Origin of the sequence: Pelovirga terrestris (assembly GCF_014773365.1) — a bacterium.
Classification (GTDB): Bacteria; Desulfobacterota; Desulfuromonadia; order Desulfuromonadales; family Geopsychrobacteraceae; genus Pelovirga; species Pelovirga terrestris.
Genome location: NZ_JACWUN010000004.1, coordinates 66471 through 87139, shown reverse-complemented (window position 1 = coordinate 87139; position 20669 = coordinate 66471). Strand labels below are relative to the sequence as shown.

Below are 20669 nucleotides of genomic sequence, written 5' to 3'. Positions count from 1 at the left end.
GACAAAGGAGTTTCTATGATGAATATTCTCGTCTGCATCAAACAGGTTCCCGACATGGAATCCCGCTTCAAGGTCAACGCTGCAGGGAACTGGTATGAGGATACCGATCTTGCCTGGCGCATGAATGAATACGATGAGTACGCGGTGGAACAGGCGGTACAGCTCAAAGAACAGGTCGGCGCGGCTGAGCTGACGGTGCTCTGTATCGGTCCGGAACGGGTCAAGGAAACCATGAAGAAAGCTCTCGCCATGGGTGCGGATAAGGGGATGCATATCCTTGACCCCGACAGTCATCAGCGTGACCCCATGACCATCGCTGCTGTGATTGCCGACTATGTCCGCCAACACAACTTTGACCTGATCTTTACCGGGATGCAATCCCAGGATCGCGGTAGCGCCCAGGTTGGCGTGCTGGTTGCCGAAATGCTCGGCATACCAAGCCTGACCACCCTGGTAGAATTCAGCTATGCTGATGGAACAATTTCCGCCAAACGCGAGCTGGAGGGTGGTTCCAGGGCCCTGGTCAGTTGCAACACGCCAGCGCTGGTGACCTGTCAATTGGGTCTGAACAAACCACGCTACCCAACCTTGCCGAACATCATGAAAGCCAAGAAAAAAGAGTTGCTGACTGCTCCCCTTGCCGACTTCAGTCCGCCGGAATTGCAACAGCAAACCGTCGCCGTCTTTTTACCGGAAAAACGCGGCGGCGGCCTGATCCTTGAGGGAGACCCGGCAGAACTGGCGGAGCAACTGCTCAAGATCATTAAAGATAAAACCACGGTTCTGGCATAAGGAGACCACGATGAAAATACTTCTGGTTGGTGAATATCGAGAGGGTAAAACTCTGGGAACCTGTGCCGAGCTGATTGAATTCGCTTCCCGTATGGGCGGCGAAGCGGCCATGTTTCTGGTGGGCTCAAAAAACACTCTACCCAACTTTTCCGGGAACTTGTACCTGGCCGACAGCGCCGGTGTCGGTGAGTTCAACCCCGATGGTCACAAAAAACTGTTACTTGAGGTGATTGCCAAAGAACAGCCGCAGCTGGTCGTTTTTCCCCACTCGTCCTACGGCTGGGACCTGGCCCCTCGTATCGCCCTGGTCCTCAAGGCCGCCCAGGTTTCCGAAGTGGTTGATCTGACAGAGGATACTCTGATCGTTCCTAGCTGTAACAGCAAGCTGCGGCGCCAGGTAAAAGTCAAAACGGCCCTGACCGTAGTCACCCTGCAGGCCGGCGCATTCACCCCTCAGGACCAGGCATCCGCAACGCCGCACATCATTGAGCTAGCAGGTGCGGAACCGGGAACAATCAATTTCAGTGGCTATGAAGCGGCCGCCGCGGGGGGTGTCGATCTGTCAAAAGCCAAGGTGATCGTCAGCGCCGGCAGGGGCATCGGCAAACCGGAAAACCTAAGTATGATCGATGCTCTGGCTAAAGCCCTTAACGGTGAATATGCCGCCAGCCGTCCGGTTGTTGATGCCGATTGGGCTGAGCACAGTCGCCAGGTTGGCACCACCGGACAGACGGTCGCACCGAAGCTCTACATTGCCTGCGGCATTTCCGGAGCGATCCAGCACCTGGCAGGGATGAAAAAGTCCGAGTTTGTCATCGCCATCAACACCGACAAGGACGCACCCATTGGTGAGGTTGCCGACGTCCTCGCCGTTGCTGATCTGAAACAACTGGTGCCGCTGCTAACCGAGAGGATAACGTCAGGGTAACCCATACTACGAGACTCCAACACTGTAGAGGGCTGTTCGACTTTTCATCGAGCAGCCCCCTCGATATTTAATGCTCCAATGCTCTATTGCGCACGGGCTTTAATGCTGTTCGCTGTCATTATATGCGCGCGCCCGACGCAGGGTGCGAATAAGCGGCACCAGTGCCGACAAGGCCACCAGCCCCCAAAGCACCAGCACCAATGGTGAAGCAAATAAAATACCCCAGTCGCCGTTAGATAGGGACAGTGCCCGGCGCAGACTGGTCTCCATCATCGGCCCGAGCACCAGGGCGAGAATGACCGGAGCCAGGGGGAAATCGGTTTTACGCATCAGATAACCGAGCAGGCCGAAACCGGTCATCAGCATCAGGTCGGTCATCGAACTGCTGGCCGCGTAGATGGCGCCGTAACTGATCATCGCCACGCCCGGCACCAGGATATAGCGCGGGATCAGCAGCACCTTGACAAATAAACCAACCAGCGGCAGATTGAGGACCAGCAACATCACGTTACCGATATACATGGATGCGATCAGGGTCCAGAACATGTCACCATGCTGGACAATAAACAGTGGTCCGGGATTAAGGTTGAGGGCCAGCAGGGCGCCGAGAATAACTGCCGTGGTGCCGCTACCGGGCACCCCAAGGGTCAGCATCGGAATCAGCGCACCCGATACCGCCGCATTGTTGGCCGATTCCGGCGCAGCCACCGCCCGGATATCCCCCGTCCCAAAGGTTCCTTTTTTATCCACCAGCCTCTGCTCAGTGGCATAAGCCATAAAACTGGCGATGGTAGCTCCAGCGCCCGGCAGGACCCCGATCAAAAAACCGATCACGGCAGAACGTATCATCCCCCACCAACTGGAAAGAAACTCCTTAGCTGTGACCATCACCCGTCCCAGTTTGGTATTCACTTCACCGGTCCCTCGAGTCTGTTCGATCAATAGAAATACCTCAGAAATGGCAAACAACCCGATGGTGACCACGGCAAAGTCGAGTCCGTCATAAAAGGCCAGATGACCAAAGGTATAACGGGGAATCCCGGTACCTGCGTCGATGCCGATAGTTGCCAGCATCAGACCGATACCGGTGGCCAGCAAGCCTTTAATAAACTGCTTTCCGGATAGGGCTGACAACATGGTAAAGGTAAACAGAATCAGCACGAAATATTCCGCCGGGCCAAAGCGGATCGCCCATTTTGACAATACCGGAGCTAAAAACATCAGGCCGATCACCGCAACCGTCCCACCGATAAAAGATGCGATAGCGGATATAGCCAGAGCCGGCCCGGCCCTGCCACTCTTGGCCATGGGGTGACCATCGAGGGCCGTGGCCACGGACGAAGGCGTCCCCGGCACATTGAGCAGAATGGTGCTGATGGAGTTGCCATACTGGGCCCCATAATAGATTCCGGCAAACAGAATCAGCATGGCGGTCGGATCGATTCCCATGGCAAAGGTAATGGGAATGAGAATGGCAATCCCGTTGATCGGACCGATACCGGGAAGCATCCCGATCATTGTCCCTGCCGTAACCCCGAGAAATACCACCAGCAAGTTAATGGGAACCAGCGCGCCGGAAAATCCCTGCATTAATGATTGAAAGGCATCCATCAGAACAACTCCTCAAAAAACGAGCCGAGGGGCAGATACATATCCAGGGCCAGAACAAAAAGCGCATACAGAACCGTCGCGGCGATCATTCCGGTAACGACAGTTTTCCACCAGCGGGCACCATAGAGCTTCCCGTAGACAATAAAAACGCCTATGGTCGCAATGATAAAACCGACATATTCGATCACCAGCGCGTAAACCACCAGCACCGACATGGCCAGAATCACCACCCGCCAGGCGCGCGCACTGGGCCAGACTCCCGCCACATGCCGCCCGAAGAACAGAACCAGGGTCAAGGGCAGCATAAACAGGGCAACGGCCAGGGGAAAAACCCGGGCGCCCAAATGGTCGGTAAATCCAATCGGCACATAGGCCCAGGCCTGCAGACCAAAAACCAATGCCAGTACCAGCAGCATGACAGCAACAATACGATCGCTCATGATTCCGCTCTCTTCTCGTATCAAGCAGTTATCGGGTCCGCCCAGCCAGGACCGGACCCGATATATCAACAATTCTGACTTATTGCCCCATGCGGGCGAACAGTTTTTCCAGTGATTTGACCTGATTCAGAACAAACTCATCCATTTCCGCTCCGGTCCGCTCAAACGCGGCGAGTCCGTTCTGTTCACGCAGGGCTTTGAACTTCTCCGATGCCGCCAGCTTTTTCATGGCATCAGACCAGTAGGCATATTGCTCATCCGATACGCCTTCAGGCAGATAAAACCCTCGCCAGTTAGCGCCGATAACATCGTAGCCAAGCTCCTTGGCCGTCGGCACATCGGCCAGCACGCCGGGCAGACGATCATCGCCAAGAACCGCGAGCACCTTGAGGCTGCCTGCTTCCAGTTGGGTCAGGGTCTCACTGACGTCACCACTGAATACATCGGCACGACCACCCATGATCTCGATAATCGCCGGGCCACCACTGCTGAAACTGGTGTAACGGACTGATTTTAAATCCTGAACACCGGCGGCGTCGGCAAGCATCAGCATTTTCAGATGATCCCAACCACCAACAGCCGAACCTCCGACGAAACTCATCCCGGCAGGATTTTCTTTAAGGGCTGTGACCAGATCATCCAGGGTCTTAAAACGACTTTTAGGGGATACGGCCACGATCCCATAATCGGCACCCAGAGCCGCGAGCCAGCGGACATCGTCAGCATCAAAGCCCTGGAACATCTTCTGGGCCAGACGGGTGGTCGTTGCCGTTGATGCAGCGACGAGGAGATTAGCGTTGCCCTTCTGCTGACCCACCACATGGGCATAGGCAACACCGCCCCCGGCGCCGGGCATGTTCTGGGTACGAATCCGCCCCTTGACCAGATTCAAATCCGAAAGAATCGGTGCCATATTACGGCAGGTAAAATCCCAGCCGCCGCCCGGATCGGAAGGGGCAATACACAGAACATTACGCGGCTCAAACGCCATCGCCGACTGCTGAATAAACAAAAACGCACAGACCATAGCCAGAATTTTGAAGTACTTCATAACCATCTCCTTGACATGTAGAGGCAACAGGAATACAGGATTGCGGGCAGAGCCGCAATCCGCCAAAAAACAGTGTTTGATTTTCTTCTGCTTTATTGTAGCCCGCGAAATTAACTTGTAAAGAATTCCACCATAATGGTTTTTTGTTTCATAAGGGCTATTCTGTTCATTTTGTTCATGCAACAATGTCGGGCTGAATGGACACGCTAGCGTTCGATAGTCCGGCAGCGTGACCGCTCTATACCAGAGCGATATCGTTTCCGAACCAAGAATCTGGAGCGAGAACCCGCGTTATGCTGTCACGCCTGACCCAACTATTCTCCAGCCTGCAGAGCCGCATGATTTTGCTTGTGTGTCTGCTGGTCCTGCCGCTGACCCTGATTGTTGGGGGTCTTCACACCGTCATTATCGGTAACGTGCTGGAAGAGGAAATCGGCAAGCGGGCACTCCAGGCCGCCCAAATGGTTGCCCAGCTGCCTCAGGTAAAAGATCTGGTAGGGGCCTCTGATCCGGACGGCGTTTTACAAGCACTGGCAGAAGCCCTACGGCATGAGACAGGGGCGGAATTTATTGTGATTGGTGACCGGGACAGCATCCGCTACTCGCACCCGCTCCCTGATCGTCTCGGCAAGGAAATGGTCGGCGGCGACAATGACCGGGCTCTTGAACAGGGTGAGTTTTATGTCTCCCGTGCAGTTGGCACCCTGGGCCCTTCCATTCGGGGCAAGGCCCCGATTTTTAGCCAGTCCGGCGAGATCATCGGGATTGTGTCGGTAGGCTATCTTCTGGACGATGTTGAAGATATCGTCCTGGTGCATCGCCTGCGAGCGGTGGGCATGGTCAGTCTCCTGATGTTCCTGGGAATCCTCGGCGCCATCACCATTGCGCGACGATTTAAAAAGGCCATTTTTGACCTGGAACCAGAACAGATTGCCCATCTTTTTACTGAGCGAGATACCATCATCCAATCGATCCGCGAAGGGATTATCGCCATCGATCGTGATGCTGTGGTAACGGTTGTCAACCAGCAGGCGTTGGAAATCCTCGGCAAAAAGGATAAGCAGGAGGTCCTGCAACGCCACATTCGTGACGTCTTACCAGGAGCCAAACTGAGCAAAATCCTTGACGGTGGCGAACAACGGGTCGACCAGGAACTGATGGTAGGCAACCGTGCCCTGATTATCAACACGGTACCCATGATTGAACATAATGCTATCTGTGGGGCCGTTGCCAGTTTCAGAAGCAAGGATGAGATCGACACCCTGGCGCGCCAACTGTCCCAGGTCAAGGAATACTCCCAAATGCTGCGAGCACAAACCCATGAATATTCCAATAAACTTCACACCATCGCCGGGCTGATTCAGACCGACCATGCCAAACAGGCCCTTGAGCTGATCAGCCGGGAATCGGCAGGCTATCAGGGACTGATTGCCTTTCTGGCGCGAGCGGTTCCACATCCGATTCTGGCCGCTTTTTTGATCGGCAAATACAACCACGCCAAAGAGCTCCACATCGATTTCATTATCGACCCGGAAAGTCAGCTGATAGATGTTCCTGCCTCCCTCAACCGGGAAAAAACCATCACGATCCTTGGCAACCTGATCGACAATGCCTTCGATGCCGTCCTCAACCATACCCGTCCGCCCCGGGTGAGGCTGACCATGACCGATATCGGCAATGATCTGGTTTTTGAAGTAGAGGACTCAGGTCCCGGCGTCCCGGCGGCATTGACGAATGATATTTTTGTACGAGGATTCACCACAAAAAAAAGCGTCGACAGAGGTCAGGGCTTGTATCTGGCAAAGAATGCCCTGGCTGACCTGGCCGGTCAGATGACCATCTCGGATAGTGATCTCGGCGGGGCGATGTTCAGTGTTTTCATCCCGAAACCAAAGGATACTCATTGATGACGCTACAAATTCTTATTGTTGATGATGATCCCCAGATCGCCGAAATCCACCGCCATTTCACTGAAAAAGTTGACGGCTTCGGTGTTTGCGGTATTGCCGGGAACCTCGAAGACGCAGAAAAGATGAGTACCCTGCTGAAACCGGACCTGATTCTGCTGGATCTGTATCTTCCTGAAGGGAAGGGCACCCAAATTCTCTGGAACCTGCGTGCCCGTCACCAGGCAACCGATGTTATTCTGATCACCGCAGCCAAAGAACTGGAACCTCTGCAGGAAGCTATCCATGGTGGTGTCTTCGACTACATCCTCAAGCCGGTTATGTTTCAACGCTTCAAAGAAGCCCTTGAGCGCTTCCGCGACTACCGCCTACGCATGACGGCTGAAGCAACCCTGGATCAGCACACTGTCGATCGCCTGCTGCATCCCTATAAGACCGCCACCGCGGGCGAGCCGATTTACCCGAAAGGGATTGACGCCCTGACCCTGAAAAAAATCCAGGCGGTTTTTGTTCAACCTCACCCCCAGGGTTTAAGTGCTGAAGAGGTGGCGGCGATGATCGGCGCCGGACGCACCACGGCAAGACGTTACCTTGAATACCTGGTGGCTCATAACGAACTGATCACCGAGTTGGTTTATGGAACCGTCGGCCGGCCGGAACGCCGCTATTTCAAGCAGCACGTCCATCCGTCAACCTGACCCACCTCCTGCCGAACAGCGTTTGATTAAATCTCTTTGACAAAACCCCTGCCGCCATTCATGATGGTTTGCCGTCTCGGTTGTTATATCTACCGGAGAGTCGCTTATGGTTTCCCTCATCCTGATTCTTGTCAGTGCCGTTTTCGTCAACAATTTTGTCCTGGCGCGCTTTTTAGGCATCTGTCCGTTTCTTGGCGTCTCCAAAAAAGTCGAGACCTCCATCGGCATGGGGATGGCGGTTATCTTTGTTATGGCGGTTGCATCCGTCGTCACCTGGTTCATTCAATACTTCATTCTCGCCCCCTTTAACCTCGATTATCTGCAAACCATTGCGTTTATTCTGGTGATCGCGGCACTGGTGCAACTGGTAGAGATGATTGTCCAGAAAACCAGCCCGGTCCTTTATCAATCGTTAGGTATATTCCTACCGCTGATTACCACCAATTGCGCCGTTCTTGGGGTCGCAGTTCTTAACATTCAGAACTCTTACTCGTTTATTGAATCACTGGTCTTTGCCATTGGTGCGGGGATCGGCTTTACCCTGGCCATGGTGCTGTTTGCCGGACTGCGTGAACGCATTGACCTGTGCCCGGTTCCTGATGCCTTTCGCGGTACCGCCATCGCCCTGATCACCGCCGGGTTATTGTCACTGGCGTTTATGGGCTTTGCCGGACTGGTGAAAATGTGATGAGAAAAGGAAAAAGCTGATGCTTGCAGCCGTAGCCTGCCTGGGTGGCATCGGCCTGGTCGCCGCTACCGCTCTCGGGATAGCCGCCAAAAAATTTGCGGTCGAGGTGGATCCCAAAGAAGCGGCCATTCTGGCTGCACTGCCGGGAGTCAACTGCGGGGCCTGTGGTGAACCAGGCTGCTCCGGCTATGCCCGGGCTGTGGCCGAAGGACGGCTGGCTCCGAATCTGTGCCCACCGGGCGGACAGCAGACAGCAGAAGCGCTGGCGGCTATTCTGGGGATCAAGATCACGGCTAAAGAACCAGCGGTCGCGGTGGTGATCTGTCAGGGGGGGGATGATCTGGCCCGGCAAAAATATCACTATCTGGGGCTGGAAGACTGCAATGCCGCGCAAAAACTGGCCGGTGGCCCCAAATCCTGCCCCGGCGGCTGCCTGGGTCTTGGTTCCTGTGTACGCGCCTGTCTTTTTGGGGCGATCACGATTACCTCGGAGCATCTCGCTGTTATTGATCGCGACAAATGTACCGGCTGCGAGCAGTGCCTCAAGTCCTGTCCCCGCCAGGTGATGATCATGGCACCCAAGGCGGTGACCACCCACGTGTTGTGCAACAGCCACGACAAAGGGGCCGAGGTGCGGAAATACTGTCAGGTCGGCTGTATCGGCTGCAATATCTGTAAAAAAACCGTCCCGGAGGCCTATACCATCGACAACTTTCTCGCCCGAGTCAATTATACTCAGGCAGACCATGCGGCCCGGGCTATTGCCAAATGTCCGATGAACTGTATCCGCGATCTGGTTGACAACAGCAGTGTGGGTGACCCTGACCCGAAAACAACCGCTCCTGCGGATTAGGACTCGACTGGCTTTAACAACCAAAAAAAGTGTCACACCATGAAGCTACCAACATTCCCGGGCGGGATTCATCCCCCCGACAACAAAGCCACCACCGCCGGCAAGGCCATTGTTAACTGTCCGCTGCCGAACGAGCTGATTGTTCCCATGCTGCAACATATCGGTGCGCCGGCAGAGTGTTGTGTCACGGTCGGCCAACAGGTTGCCAAAGGGGAGCAGATCGGAACTGCCGTCGGCCCGGTTTCGGTGCCGATCCATGCTCCGACCTCGGGCGAGGTGATCGCCATTGAACCGCGACTTCATCCGGTTGGCCGTCCGTTACCCGCTGTCGTTATCCGCCCCGATGGTGATGAGCGCTGGCATGAAGGGTTACAGGCATGCGACCCGGACAGCCTGAACCCCGACGAGTTACGCCAGTTATTACGACAAGCCGGCATTGTTGGCCTCGGCGGTGCCACCTTTCCGACCCATATTAAATTGTCGCCGCCACCGGATCGCCGGATCGACACCCTGATTATCAACGGGGTGGAATGTGAGCCTTACCTGACCGGCGACCATCGCCTGATGCTGGAAGAAGGTTCAACCATTGTCGATGGGATTCTGATCCTGCGAAAAATTCTTGGCGTTGACCGGGTCATTCTCGCCATCGAAAACAATAAATCGGATGCCATCGCCGTCATGCGCCAGCTGTGCACCGCTACCCCGATCCAGGTGCAACCGCTACCGGTGAAATATCCGCAAGGAGCGGAGAAACAGCTGATCGAAGCGGTCACCGGCCGCCAGGTGCCCAGTGGCAAGTTGCCGATGGATTGCGGCGCCGTCGTCCAGAATGTCGGCACCGCAGCAGCAGTCAACACGGCTGTGCATCTGGGTCGGCCCCTGGTGGAACGGATCACAACGGTGACCGGAACCGGCGTTCGCTCACCCAAAAACCTCAGGGTCGCCATCGGCACCCCCCTCACCCATCTGATTGAGCAGTGCGGCGGCTTCAGCGATGACCCGGGCAAAATTATTCTGGGCGGGCCGATGATGGGTAATTCCCAGATATCCCTGGAGGTACCGGTTATTCGTGGCACCTCCGGGCTGTTGGTTCTACGTCAGCAGGATATCTCAGTTAAAAAGCCTGGCCCCTGCATACGTTGTGGTCAATGCGTCAAGGTGTGCCCAATCCATCTGCAGCCGACGGTCATCGCCCTCTGTGCGCGGCTCGGCCTGGTAGAAAAGGCCGACTCCCACAACGCCCTTGACTGCATCGAATGTGGCTGTTGTACCTACCAGTGTCCAGCGACCCTGCCCCTGGTTCAATCGATTCGTGAAATTAAGGGCGCGATTATGGAACACAAAAGGAAACATTGACGTGGACAAAGCCCTGTATATTTCCTCATCACCGCACATCCACAGTGGGGTCACCACCAACAAAATCATGCGACTGGTGATCTATGCCCTCCTGCCGGCGATTGCCGTTGCGGTGGTATTTTTTGGTCTACCGGCCCTCAAGGTGCTATTGATCTGTACCCTTGGGTGCGTTGCCTGTGAGGCGCTGTGCTGCAAACTGATGAAGCAGCCGCTTTCCATCAATGACGGTTCGGCGGTCCTGACCGGCATCCTGCTGGCCCTCAACCTGCCGCCCTCCAGCCCTTGGTGGCTGGCCCTGCTGGGCGCTGCTATTGCTATTGTCATCGGTAAAATGATCTTTGGTGGTCTGGGCTACAACCCCTTTAACCCGGCTCTGGTGGCCCGCGTTGTCCTGCTTATTTCTTTCCCCGTCCAGATGACCAGCTGGACCGCACCGGCCCCGTTAAGTATGGGGTTTGATGCAGTCAGTAGCGCTACCCCCCTGGGCGAAATGAAGTCGGCGGTGATGCTCACCGGTCAGTTGCCCGAGATGGCTACCAGCGGCTTTGACCGCTATTTTTACGGCTTGATGGCAGGCAGCCTGGGGGAAGTATCGGCACTGGTACTGCTGTTGGGAGGCCTCTTTCTTATTTTCAAGCGGGTGATTAGCTGGCACATTCCGGTCAGCTTTATCGGCAGTGTCGTTGTCATGGCCGGTATCTTCTGGCTGATTGACCCGACCCGCTACCCCAGCCCGCTGTTCCACCTGCTGACCGGGGGCCTGATGCTGGGCGTCTTTTTTATGGCCACCGATATGGTCACCTCCCCCATCACGGCGAAAGGAATGCTGATTTTTGGCTGTGGCTGCGGTCTGCTGACCGTACTGATCCGCCTGTTCGGCGGCTACCCGGAAGGGGTTTCTTTCGCCATTCTGCTAATGAACGCGACCACGCCACTGATCGATCGTTATACCAAAGCGGAGATCTATGGGGGCCACAACCATGAAACCGGAGGGGTGCAATGAAGGAATTTGCGCGCCTGCTCATTGCCCTGACCCTGATCGCCGCGATTTCCGGCGGCATCCTGGCTGCAGTTGAAAGCGTCACCCGCGAACCGATAGCCGAGCAACGCCGGCTGCAGATGCTGCGGGCCTTAAGTGCCGTCCTGCCGGCATTTGACAACAGTCCCGATAGCGACACCCTGACCATCACCACCGGCAGCGATCGCCAGGGAAGAGAAGTCGAGACGGTTTTTTACCGCGGACGTAACGAGGAGCAACTGGTCGGCACCGCCTTCCGGGTGGTGGCACCTGATGGCTACAGTGGCAACATCGCGGTGATGGTCGGCATCCGCCCCGACCACCGTGTCCATGCGATAGAAATTCTCACCCACGCCGAAACTCCGGGACTGGGAGATAAAATCAACGAACCCTGGTACAAAGCGCTGTTTGTCGATAAGGCCCTTGACCGCAATGATTGGCGAGTCAAAAAGGACGGGGGTGATTTCGACCAACTGACCGGTGCCACCATCTCCGCCCGGGCGGTGGTCGGGGCGGTGCGAACCGGCCTGGAACTGTACCGTGAGCATGAGGATAAAATCATCGCACAGGGGGATAACCCATGAGCCTGGCAACGGATTTCAAGCGCGGCATCTGGAAGGAAAATGCGGTTTTTAAACTGCTGCTGGGGTTATGTCCGGTGCTGGCGGTTACCACCAGTGCCGAAAACGGCCTTGGCATGGGGCTGGCCACCGCCTTTGTGCTGGTGTGTTCCAATGCCGTGGTTGCCCTGTTCCGCCATCTGATCCCCGCCAAGGTCAGGATTCCCTGTTTTATCCTGATCATTGCGTCCTTTGTCACCGTCGTTCAACTGGTGATGGAGGCTTATGCCTACGAGCTGTTTCAGGCGTTAGGGATCTTCATCCCCCTGATTGTCTGCAACTGTCTGATTCTAGGGCGCGCTGAAGCTTTTGCCTCAAAACATCCGGTCAGCCATGCGGTTGCCGACGGCCTGGGTATGGGGGCTGGATTTACTCTGGTTCTCTTTATCCTGGGCGGCATTCGTGAACTATTCGGCGCCGGCGAGTTTCTTGGCTTCAGTGTTTTCGGCGCCGGCTATCAACCGGTCATATTGATGATCCTCCCGCCCGGCGCCTTTATCACCCTGGGACTGCTGCTGGCGCTGATGAACAAGGTGGAGAAGAGGTAGGGGAGATAAACGGCTTGCACCCCGGCAAATGTTGACGAGTACTTTTTCCATTTGCGCTTATTAAGATCGTTTGTCAGCGAAGGGTTTACTCAATCTTTTAGTTGTTTTATGACCCGTTGCTGAACTTGCTTATAAACTTCTTTTTTATCTCTTCTGCCAACTGCTATCACCAAAACACATATTTCTTGATCGTTTACTTCATAAACGAGACGGTATCCACTTGCCCTTAATTTTATTTTGTAATGATTGACAAAACCCGAAAGCTGACTTGCCGGCACATGGGGTTCCTGGAGACGTTCTTTTAGTTTCTTTTTGAGCTGTGACTGAATGGAGCCATCGAGTTTGTTCCACTCCTTAAGAGCTGTTGGCAGGAATTTGAGGTTGTATTTATAACTCATCAATATTCATTTCAATGGCAGAGATTTTTTCGTTTTGCCTTTCTCTTACAATCACACCTAACTGATAGTCTTCGAGTTTCTCCATCAGTTGTTCATATGTTTCAGCCGGAATAAGATATGCGGTGGGCCGGTTGTGGTTAAGAATAGCTATGGGCTCCCCTTCTGCCTGATCGATGAGGGCACTGGGATTCTTCTTGAGTTCGGAGATGCTTGCGGAGCAATTTGCTAATAAAGTTTTCATGATTGGCACCATAATTTAGTTTTAATATTGGTCCATATTATGGTTATACTTTAGGTCCTAATAGCTGTCTGGTCAAGTGTGATCTTTTATTATTGCTGTCGTTAACCCTACAAAAATCACTTCAAAACCCGCCTGCGCAGCGTCAGACGCCCTTGTCCTTGCCCAACCTCGGCGGAAAACGCCACCAGGCCCAGCCCACCAACAACGCAAAACCGGTGTAAACCACAGCAAAACCCCAGATCGGCGCATCAAAGTAGAGCAGATGCTGCACCCAGTGCTCGATGAAGCTCCGTTGGTACCCGACTTGACCTGCTTGCTCCCGAAGGAAGGATTCAAGCCGCGTAAGTGAGCAGTAGCGGCCCAACCAGGCCTGCAAGACAACAATGACAATAGTACCCAAGTGAGCCAGCCGCCACCACAGGCTGTTGACCCAGCGCCAGCCGTTCCGGTTGCCGACAAGAACGGCTGGAAGCCCCAACACCACGAAGATGACGATGCCAAAATGGAGAAGCAGGACGGTGTCTGCGAGTGCTTGATAGGGCAAAGGGACCTCCCCGCGACGAATAACGCCACGCCAAAATAGACGATATAGCAGTTCCCAGAACCAACGGGGAGCTCAAAACCCCATCATTCAGGCATCCATGCCAGCCCAACCGTAGTGACTGATATGTCGGTCTTGCGCGGACGGATGTGGATGGTCTCAATCCGCACCTGATCGATATTATACTCATCCTGAATGCGTTGCAGTTTCGTTTCCAGTTCCGCTTCCAGTGCATCATAGCGACTTTCCACTGCGGCCAGGGACGCAGACGCCTCATCGATGTCGCGCTTTTTAGCGGCGGTGCGGGCACCGCCACGCATGGTGGTGGTTGCCCGGCCCAGGGTGCCGGCAGATACGGCTTTACGCCCCAAAAGCGCTCCCAGCAAGGTGGCACCGAAAGAAATCGCGGTGGTCATCTTCTGCTGGCCGTATTGATCCTTCGATTTTTCTATCCGGACCTGGGCCTTACGTACCTGCTCCTGCAGGCCGTGAGGCGGGTTGCATATTTTTTGCGCATTTTTTCTATCTCATGGTCACGTTTCTCGCGTAAGGCAAGGGCAATACGGGCTTTGAAGTCGCCTTCTGTCTCCTCCAGGGTTGATGACAGTTTCACTTCTGGACAGGTTTGCAGTTAAAGGGTGATTTCCTGGTAAATATGCGCCGGCAGCATCTTCCCCCAGGTCTTGATCTGATTCGGTCGCACGCTGGCGTCGGGCACTGCGGCAAACTCTGCCCCGGCGAGGGGTTGGCGATCAAAGGCCGCCAGCTCGGTCAACGACTGATCGGCCTGGTTCCAAGCGAATTTTTCACTGTGTTCAACAACCGGATGCATGAGCTGCACAGTCTGCCAGCAATCGATCCGGGATCTGGCATTGACAAAATGCAGGCGCGCTTCAGCAAAGATAAGCGGTCGATAATGGATCGACGAGGCTCCCGGATGACGTGGGCGCAGAAAAATTTCTTCTACCCCGGGTGGCAACTTGGAGCGTGACACGAGCGGTGCCGACAGGGACGTCTCCATCTCTGCCGGCGCGGAAGTCATGCTGTCAGTCGTATTGCGATTTGCGGTATCCCTGAACACCGCCGGTTTAGTAGCGGGAAGCGGGGACGGGGTCGCAGATCCGGTCAGCAGTTTGATCTGGTTCATGGTCAGCGGCCCGCGCGAATCCTTCACCGGCTCCCTGGCTAGCGCTCTCCAGACCATCCAGCACCCGCGCTTTGTCGCGATCGGTTTGCAGGCGCCCAATCAGCCAGGTACCGGTATTGGCAAGTCCCTTGTAGTCGAGATCGACCGGGTTCTGGGTTGCCAGGACCACGCCCAAGCCATACGCCCGTGCCTGCTTGAGCAGAGTCAGCATCGGTTGCTTCGAGGGAGGATTCGCCGTCGGCGGGAAAAATCCAAAGATCACATCCATGTTTTTCGTCTGCCCGGACAGGATAAACCGCTGCAAAAACCATTCATTGTTTTTTTGTCTCCGGCAACAAAAAAAGGACGCCGAATACCCGACGACCCTTTTTTGTTTTGCCCCGCTGATAACCTTTGTCCGTTCATCTTTATCAGTTCATCTGCTGATTAAAACCCAAGGTGAATGATAATATTGGGTACCCCAATAATGACCGAACTGCCACGAGCCGGTGCGTGATGCCTTGCTACTTTTTTTGGCTGGTGACGGTATGAATGATGGTTTTTATCGTAACCATGGGCCGGCGCATGACGCGGTGGGCGGCGATAGTTTCTGGTCTGCCGGTAATCCCGCCGGTCCGATCGATCGTAACGATGGTCACGTTGCTGGGTGGTTTGGTAAATGACCACCTTTTCCCTGGTAACAACCTGCGGTCCACCACCATAACCATCACCACGTGCCGCTGTTGCCAGCGTCGGACTTACCAGAAATAAACTTGCTGCCAATAACAACATCAGAGTCCTTTTCATATTTTCCTCCTTGGGCTGAAGGTTGCGCAGCTGATCTTTGGACCGATTACTGTTCCCTTGACCTTGCCCCCCTTGCTGCGTGTTGATTCCAGTTATAGCTGACAAAAATCTTCTGCGCATTGGACATCGACTGGAATGACTCTGGATGTCGGGTTACATTTATCTGTTTTCGGTATGTTAGCAGTAAGTTTTGGAGGGAGATAAAGCAATAAATATCCTGACGGCACATCGCTACAGCCTCTTTTGCTGTCAAACAGAGGCCTTTGTTCAACACCTGTTTGCAAGAATATGTTGAGGCTCATTTTGCAAATCGTCAAAACCTATGATAGGGTTTTCAGTTGTTTGTATTGATAAACCCTATTAATTGATGTCGCATGTCAGGTCGGCCAGTCTGAACGTGAATAGCTGTTTACGGGGCAGGCCAGGACGACAGGCGCGTTGAAGCTATATGCCGCAATACCTGAGCATCAGTGGACAGCGTGGTCTGCAATCACCAAGCCATCGAGCTTAATCGTCTTTTCCCTCACTTTTGAGTCACGTCCGGGATCTTTTTCTGCCGATTAGTCATGCATCCCCCTTTTTTCGGCTATTTATTCGCTAAATGGCTTCAGGAGATATCTATGACACAAAAGAAAGATAAGAATAAACCCGATGACCTCGAAGAGGTCATCGCCCACCTTGACAAGATTGAACCGGAGGGTGAAGTCAACCCGATCGATACGGACTATAAAGTCGGACAGGATAATGTCAGTTTTAAACTGGGTCGTTACGGTTTTGATATTCACAACCCGGTGTTCGGCACTGCAGCAGGGACAATTATTCTGTTTGTCGTCCTGACCCTGCTGTTTCAGACTCAGGCCGAACCGCTGTTCGGTTCCTTGCGGGGTTGGTTGACATCCAATCTAGACTGGTTTTTCATTTCTGCCGGCAATATCTTCGTGCTGGTCTGTCTCGGTCTGGTTGTTTCCCCTTTGGGCAGGGTGCGAATTGGTGGCACCGAAGCGAAGCCGGACTTCAGCTATCTGGGCTGGTTTTCCATGCTCTTTGCCGCCGGTATGGGCATCGGTCTGATGTTTTACGGTGTGTCTGAGCCATTGTCGCATTTCAGTAGTTCTTTTGCCGGAACCACGGTTGAGGGTGGCGTCAGAACCGACTGGGCACCGTTGGCCGGAGCTGTCGGTGATGCCCTGGCCGCAGAGCGACTGGGCATGGCGGCCACCATTTATCACTGGGCTCTCCATCCCTGGGCGATCTATTCGGTGATTGCTCTGGGGCTGGCCCTCTTTTCCTTCAACAAAGGGCTCCCCCTGACGGTTCGCTCGATCTTTTATCCCCTCCTGGGCGAGCGGATCTGGGGCTGGCCGGGGCATATCATCGATATTCTGGCAATCTTTGCGACCCTGTTCGGTCTTGCTACGTCCCTTGGCATCGGAGCATCCCAGGCGGCTGCCGGTTTAAGTTATCTGTTTGACCTGCCCCCGGGAACCACCACCCAGGTCCTGCTAATTGTTGCTATCACGGCGGTGGCTCTCTTTTCCGTGGTCGCCGGGTTGGAGGCCGGCGTACAGCGCTTGTCGCAGATCAACATGACCCTCGCGGCGCTGCTATTGCTCTTTGTCATCATTGTTGGCCCGACCCTGGCGATTATCACCGGCTTTTTCAGCAATCTCGGTGCTTATTTTCAGCATCTACCGGCCCTGGCCAACCCCATCGGCCGCGCCGACAGTAATTTTGCCCAAGGATGGACTTCCTTTTACTGGGCCTGGTGGATTTCCTGGTCCCCCTTCGTCGGTATGTTTATCGCCCGCGTCTCACGTGGCCGAACGGTGCGGGAGTTTCTGATTTCGGTCCTGTTAATTCCGTCAGCCGCTTGTGTTCTGTGGATGACCGTTTTCGGCAGCACCGCCATCAGTCAGCTTGTCACGGATGGCTACACCGCGGTGGCAGAAGCAGTGCTTCCGCTACAGCTCTTTTTAATGCTTGACGCGTTACCCCTGTCACAGATCACCTCTTTTATCGCGATTGTTTTGGTCATTGTCTTCTTCGTGACCTCGTCCGACTCCGGCTCACTGGTTATCGACACCATTTCTGCCGGGGGCAAGGTCGAAGCGCCGGTACCACAGCGGGTTTTCTGGTGCACCTTTGAAGGGCTGGTGGCAATTGTCCTGATCCTTGGTGGTGGTCTGGTGGCATTGCAAGCCATGGCGGTTTCAACCGGTTTTCCTTTTACCATTATTCTGTTAATCAGTTGCTGGTCGTTAATCAAAGGGTTGGCATCTGAGCCGCGTGGCTAGTAACAAGTTACCAAGAATAGTTACCCCTCGTTTAAATACGTCAGGCACATAATGGAAGTTGAACTGCTGGAAATTTCTGATCACCTGCGGCGCTTTGAACCCTTTGAGGCGCTGCCGGTTGAGGTCGTGCAAGAGCTTGCGGCTCAGGTTGAAGTTGCCTATTACAAGGCTGGCAGTACCATCCTCAGCTTTGGCGACGAGATCCACGAAGTCTATTTTGTCCGCAGCGGCTCGGTCGAAGTGTTCCGGCGTAACGGCACCCTCTATAATCGCCTTGAAGAGGGGTCGTTGTTCGGCCAGATGAGCCTGCTGATGCACAACCGCGTGCGTTTTCCGGCCCGCGCCCTCGAAGATTCCCTGCTGTATATTATCCCCGAGGCACAATTTAACCAGCTCTGTGACGATCACGATGCCTTTGCTGACTACGTTGAGTTGGGGGATCGGGCCCGTTTACGCCAGGCGGTTTCGCGTGCCAACCAATCCAATGAGTTGATGCGGACACGAATCCAGCAGCTGATAAATCGAGAGCCGGTCAGTATAGCGGCAACCGCCAGTGTTTTTGAGGCCGGACAACGGATGACCGAAGAAGGGGTCTCGTCCCTGCTGATCTGTGCTGCCGATGATCCTGGACAAGTGGTGGGGATTATCACCGATCGCGATCTTCGCACTCGCTTTATTGCTGCCGGTCTGCCGTTGAAGACCGCGGTTGCCGGCATCATGTCGGAAAACCTGATCAGTATCGAGGCCCAGCAGTACGTTTTTGAAGCCATGCTGGCCATGCTGCGCTACCGCATTCACCACCTGCCGGTGATGCGCGATCGGCGGCCCGTCGGGGTAATATCCCTGTCCGATTTAATCCGTTACGAATCACAGAACAGCCTGCTGGTGGTGGCGCGGATCCTGCGGGCTCAGGACGTTGAGGAACTATCCGGATTAAAGCCTGAGATTGAAGCCAGTTTTGTGCGGATGGTCAATGAGGAGGCTAATTCCCAGATGGTCGGCAGCGCCATGTCGGTGTTCGGCCGCAGTGTCAAACAACGACTGCTGGAACTGGCGACAGAGAGACTTGGGGCACCGCCGATCCCTTGTTGCTTTGTCGCCCTCGGTTCGATGGCGCGTGACGAGTTGTTGCCGGGTGGGGATCAGGACAACGCTCTGATTCTTGATGATTCCTACGACCCGACCGTCCATGGTGACTATTTTAAACAGCTGGCGACGTTTATCTGTGACGGCCTGGCAGCCACCGGTTATCCCTACTGTAAAGGGGGAATCATGGCAACCACAGAGCGGTGGCGTCAACCGCGAAAAGTCTGGAGCCGCTATTTTGCCCAGTGGATTGCCAAACCGACCCCGGAAGATCTGCTGAACAGCTCCATATTCTTTGATCTGGAGGGGATCTGGGGGGAGGTTGGCTGGGTCGAACAACTCAAAGAACAGATTGCCGGTCAGGCGAAAAAAAGCCCGTATTTTCTCTTTGCCCTCGCCCGTAACGCCTTAAGCCGCACCCCACCACTGGGCTTTTTCAAAGACTTCCTGCTCGAGCGCGACGGCAAGCACAAGAACTCCCTTGACCTCAAACGCCGTGGTACGGCGCCACTGGCGGCCCTGATCCGGGTTCACGCCCTGGCGGCCGGTTCGACGGCGCAAAATTCGTTTGATCGTCTTGACGATATTCGCGATGCGAACGTGCTCCCCTTGGGTCGTACCGAAGCGCTGCGTGATGCCCTGGAGTTTATGTCGATGGTACGACTAAGGCACCAGGCGCAAAGCCTGACCCTTGGCGTGGACGCTGACAACAATATTAATCCGGAAACCCTCAGCCAATTTGACCGGCGAAATCTCAAGGATGCCTTTCAGGCCCTGTCCAATGCCCAGAAGTTCCTTAAATTTCGCTACCCGGCCAGACGCAGTGCGAAGCAGGGATAGACAATGCTCTATCTTAAATCGGCAAAAAAACCATCCGACCATCGCCCCCCTCAATGGCCCCAACTGTTTGACCAGTTGGCAATATCAGCCAAAAACCCCGGTCTTAAACAATATTACCAGGCCGGGGTGGTAGCACCTGAAACCCCCCTGAGCGACGTCTCGCTGGTGGCACTGGATATTGAAACCACCGGGCTCGATCCGGCTCGCGATGCTATCGTCAGTGTCGGTCTGATTCCTTTTGACCTGCATCGTATCTACTGCAGCAAGGCCCGCTACTGGGTCCTGAATCCGGAAAAACCGCTGACCACCAGCTCGGTCGTTATTCACGGGATCACCCACGCGGAAGCACTGGTCGGTCACGATCTGAAGCAGATATTACCCGAATTGTTGCTGGCTTTGGCGCACAGGGTGGTGGTGGTTCATTGCCGGCAGATTGAACGCCGTTTTCTTGATATTGCTCTCAAGGAGCGGATTGGTGAGGGGATTGTCTTTCCGGCCATCGATACCATGGAGATCGACAATCGCTATGTCCGGCGGCGCTTTTTTCAGCGCATCGTCCAGTTTTTCGGACGCACCCCCGAATCAATCCGGCTGGCCGCTTGTCGCAGCCGTTATCATCTGCCGCATTATACTCCCCATCATGCCCTGATCGATGCTCTGGCCACCGCCGAACTCTTTCAGGCCCAGGTCGCCTGGCACTTTACTCCACAAACCTGGGTAGATAAGGTTTGGCATTAAAAACTGTGGTATTGAATGTTCATCCCGCCACCGGTACTTAAACAACACCAGCAAGGTATTATTATTCAAACCAATCCACCCATAATTC

23 protein-coding genes are annotated in these 20669 nt (G+C 54.6%); 13 read left to right on the top strand and 10 right to left on the bottom strand.

Annotated features, from left to right (window positions below; all coding sequences use genetic code 11):
* Positions 1–18 precede the first annotated feature (18 nt).
* Together ICT70_RS04680 and ICT70_RS04675 are read left to right on the top strand one after the other, a co-directional pair.
* Positions 19–792 (top strand): electron transfer flavoprotein subunit beta/FixA family protein, encoded by a 774-nt coding sequence (locus ICT70_RS04680; RefSeq protein WP_191154363.1) that lies wholly within the window; start codon positions 19–21, stop codon positions 790–792.
* A gap of 10 nt (positions 793–802) precedes the next feature.
* On the top strand, positions 803–1720 hold the full coding sequence (locus ICT70_RS04675; protein ID WP_191154238.1) for an electron transfer flavoprotein subunit alpha/FixB family protein: 918 nt from the start codon (positions 803–805) through the stop codon (positions 1718–1720).
* Positions 1721–1819: 99 nt separating this feature from the next.
* On the opposite strand, the gene ICT70_RS04670 is transcribed toward ICT70_RS04675, so the two are convergent.
* The 3 genes from ICT70_RS04670 to ICT70_RS04660 all read right to left on the bottom strand — a co-directional run bounded on the left by ICT70_RS04670 (position 1820) and on the right by ICT70_RS04660 (position 4822).
* Complete coding sequence (locus ICT70_RS04670) at positions 1820–3331, bottom strand: tripartite tricarboxylate transporter permease (RefSeq protein WP_191154237.1); 1512 nt, start codon at positions 3329–3331, stop codon at positions 1820–1822.
* Positions 3331–3771, bottom strand: coding sequence for a tripartite tricarboxylate transporter TctB family protein (locus tag ICT70_RS04665; protein WP_191154236.1), 441 nt, complete (start codon positions 3769–3771; stop codon positions 3331–3333). Before ICT70_RS04665 ends, ICT70_RS04670 begins: the two co-directional genes overlap by 1 nt.
* Before the next feature lie 79 nt (positions 3772–3850).
* A complete protein-coding gene (locus ICT70_RS04660; protein WP_191154235.1) occupies positions 3851–4822 on the bottom strand; it encodes a Bug family tripartite tricarboxylate transporter substrate binding protein in 972 nt (323 codons plus the stop codon).
* Positions 4823–5160: 338 nt separating this feature from the next.
* Here ICT70_RS04660 and ICT70_RS04655 point away from each other — a divergent pair, with 338 nt between their 5' ends.
* The 8 genes from ICT70_RS04655 to rsxE all read left to right on the top strand — a co-directional run bounded on the left by ICT70_RS04655 (position 5161) and on the right by rsxE (position 12510).
* Complete coding sequence (locus tag ICT70_RS04655; RefSeq protein ID WP_191154234.1) at positions 5161–6729, top strand: ATP-binding protein; 1569 nt, start codon at positions 5161–5163, stop codon at positions 6727–6729.
* A complete protein-coding gene (locus ICT70_RS04650; RefSeq protein ID WP_191154233.1) occupies positions 6729–7427 on the top strand; it encodes a response regulator in 699 nt (232 codons plus the stop codon). Before ICT70_RS04655 ends, ICT70_RS04650 begins: the two co-directional genes overlap by 1 nt.
* A gap of 106 nt (positions 7428–7533) precedes the next feature.
* The gene (gene rsxA, locus ICT70_RS04645) at positions 7534–8115 is read left to right on the top strand and encodes an electron transport complex subunit RsxA (protein ID WP_191154232.1); all 582 of its coding nucleotides are present in this window, start codon (positions 7534–7536) and stop codon (positions 8113–8115) included.
* A gap of 19 nt (positions 8116–8134) precedes the next feature.
* On the top strand, positions 8135–8968 hold the full coding sequence (locus tag ICT70_RS04640) for an RnfABCDGE type electron transport complex subunit B (RefSeq protein WP_191154231.1): 834 nt from the start codon (positions 8135–8137) through the stop codon (positions 8966–8968).
* 39 nt (positions 8969–9007) lie between these two features.
* Positions 9008–10324 carry an electron transport complex subunit RsxC gene (gene rsxC, locus ICT70_RS04635; protein ID WP_191154230.1) on the top strand — a complete coding sequence of 439 codons (1317 nt, stop codon included), beginning with the start codon at positions 9008–9010 and terminating at the stop codon, positions 10322–10324.
* 1 nt (position 10325) lies between these two features.
* Positions 10326–11327 (top strand): RnfABCDGE type electron transport complex subunit D, encoded by a 1002-nt coding sequence (locus ICT70_RS04630; protein WP_191154229.1) that lies wholly within the window; start codon positions 10326–10328, stop codon positions 11325–11327.
* Positions 11324–11926, top strand: coding sequence for an RnfABCDGE type electron transport complex subunit G (locus ICT70_RS04625; protein ID WP_191154228.1), 603 nt, complete (start codon positions 11324–11326; stop codon positions 11924–11926). The genes ICT70_RS04630 and ICT70_RS04625 overlap by 4 nt, the downstream gene beginning before the upstream one ends.
* On the top strand, positions 11923–12510 hold the full coding sequence (gene rsxE / locus ICT70_RS04620; protein WP_191154227.1) for an electron transport complex subunit RsxE: 588 nt from the start codon (positions 11923–11925) through the stop codon (positions 12508–12510). The genes ICT70_RS04625 and rsxE overlap by 4 nt, the downstream gene beginning before the upstream one ends.
* 89 nt (positions 12511–12599) lie before the next feature.
* Here the strand turns inward: rsxE and ICT70_RS04615 are convergent, their stop codons facing one another.
* The 7 genes from ICT70_RS04615 to ICT70_RS04585 form a co-directional block, all read right to left on the bottom strand.
* Complete coding sequence (locus ICT70_RS04615) at positions 12600–12908, bottom strand: type II toxin-antitoxin system RelE family toxin (protein WP_191154226.1); 309 nt, start codon at positions 12906–12908, stop codon at positions 12600–12602.
* Complete coding sequence (locus ICT70_RS04610; RefSeq protein WP_191154225.1) at positions 12898–13149, bottom strand: type II toxin-antitoxin system Phd/YefM family antitoxin; 252 nt, start codon at positions 13147–13149, stop codon at positions 12898–12900. The genes ICT70_RS04615 and ICT70_RS04610 overlap by 11 nt, the downstream gene beginning before the upstream one ends.
* A gap of 142 nt (positions 13150–13291) precedes the next feature.
* On the bottom strand, positions 13292–13693 hold the full coding sequence (locus ICT70_RS04605) for a DUF2784 domain-containing protein (RefSeq protein ID WP_191154224.1): 402 nt from the start codon (positions 13691–13693) through the stop codon (positions 13292–13294).
* Positions 13694–13776: 83 nt separating this feature from the next.
* Entirely contained in the window at positions 13777–14106 is a 330-nt protein-coding gene (locus tag ICT70_RS04600; RefSeq protein WP_191154223.1) for a hypothetical protein, read from the bottom strand.
* A gap of 215 nt (positions 14107–14321) precedes the next feature.
* Positions 14322–14837, bottom strand: a complete 516-nt coding sequence (locus tag ICT70_RS04595; RefSeq protein ID WP_191154222.1) for a hypothetical protein — start codon at positions 14835–14837, stop codon at positions 14322–14324.
* Positions 14779–15141, bottom strand: coding sequence for a hypothetical protein (locus ICT70_RS14865; protein WP_224746819.1), 363 nt, complete (start codon positions 15139–15141; stop codon positions 14779–14781). Before ICT70_RS14865 ends, ICT70_RS04595 begins: the two co-directional genes overlap by 59 nt.
* A gap of 122 nt (positions 15142–15263) precedes the next feature.
* Positions 15264–15623 carry a hypothetical protein gene (locus tag ICT70_RS04585; RefSeq protein ID WP_191154221.1) on the bottom strand — a complete coding sequence of 120 codons (360 nt, stop codon included), beginning with the start codon at positions 15621–15623 and terminating at the stop codon, positions 15264–15266.
* Between the two features lie 620 nt (positions 15624–16243).
* Here ICT70_RS04585 and ICT70_RS04580 point away from each other — a divergent pair.
* From ICT70_RS04580 to ICT70_RS04570, 3 genes are read left to right on the top strand one after another with little or no spacing between them, the layout of a single operon-like run.
* On the top strand, positions 16244–17917 hold the full coding sequence (locus ICT70_RS04580) for a BCCT family transporter (RefSeq protein WP_191154220.1): 1674 nt from the start codon (positions 16244–16246) through the stop codon (positions 17915–17917).
* Between the two features lie 51 nt (positions 17918–17968).
* On the top strand, positions 17969–19843 hold the full coding sequence (locus tag ICT70_RS04575) for a putative nucleotidyltransferase substrate binding domain-containing protein (RefSeq protein ID WP_191154219.1): 1875 nt from the start codon (positions 17969–17971) through the stop codon (positions 19841–19843).
* A gap of 3 nt (positions 19844–19846) precedes the next feature.
* A complete protein-coding gene (locus tag ICT70_RS04570) occupies positions 19847–20581 on the top strand; it encodes a 3'-5' exonuclease (RefSeq protein WP_191154218.1) in 735 nt (244 codons plus the stop codon).
* Positions 20582–20669: the final 88 nt, after the last annotated feature.